Origin of the sequence: Streptomyces recifensis (genome assembly GCF_002154615.1) — a bacterium.
Lineage (GTDB): Bacteria > Actinomycetota > Actinomycetes > Streptomycetales > Streptomycetaceae > Streptomyces > Streptomyces griseoluteus.
On the sequence record NZ_MUNH01000745.1, the window covers coordinates 1 to 582 of the forward strand.

The 582-nt window shown below is 77.7% G+C and carries 1 pseudogene; it reads right to left on the reverse strand.

Going from position 1 to position 582, the window contains the following annotated elements:
- Nucleotides 1-547 (reverse strand): annotated as a pseudogene (locus CCN33_RS29125) (septum site-determining protein Ssd); the annotation flags it as partial.
- Nucleotides 548-582: the final 35 nt, after the last annotated feature.

Genomic DNA, 582 nt, shown 5'->3' on the forward strand with positions numbered 1-582 from the left:
CGACCTTCCGCGCCGCCGGGCGGCGGCGAGCACCGCGCGGACGGCCTGGGGCGGCACCGCCACGCAGTCGCCGCGGTCCCAGCTCAGCACGCGCAGCGCGTGCAGTTCGGGCAGGGATTCCTCCAGGGCGCCGCCGCCGACTCTGCCGCGTGAGGCGGCGAAGGCGGGCCAGCGGAGCCCTTCCGCGGTCTCGCCGCCGAGGAGCACGTCGAGTCCGCCGCCGAGCGGGTCGGCGNNNNGCGCCGATCCGGACCGCGCGTTTCCACACGTCCGGGTCGTCCTGGTCACGGCCGACCAGGACCACTCCGCGCCGCCGCGCGGCTCCGCGCACCCGGCGGGCGGCGTCGTCCCCGACCAGGACGAGCGGCGCGCCGTCCCATCCCCCGCCGTGGTCCGGGACGCCGTGGTGGACCTCCGGTGTGGCGCCGGCCGCCGCGCACAGGCGCAGCAGATCGTCGAGAAGCGCCGCGTCCTCGGTGACGATGAGCGGGCGTCCCGGTCGTCCGGCCGTGGCCGGAGGCGGATCGTGCGCGACGGTTCCGGTCATGGTGTTCCCCCTTCAGTGCGACTTCCGCGCCGCTC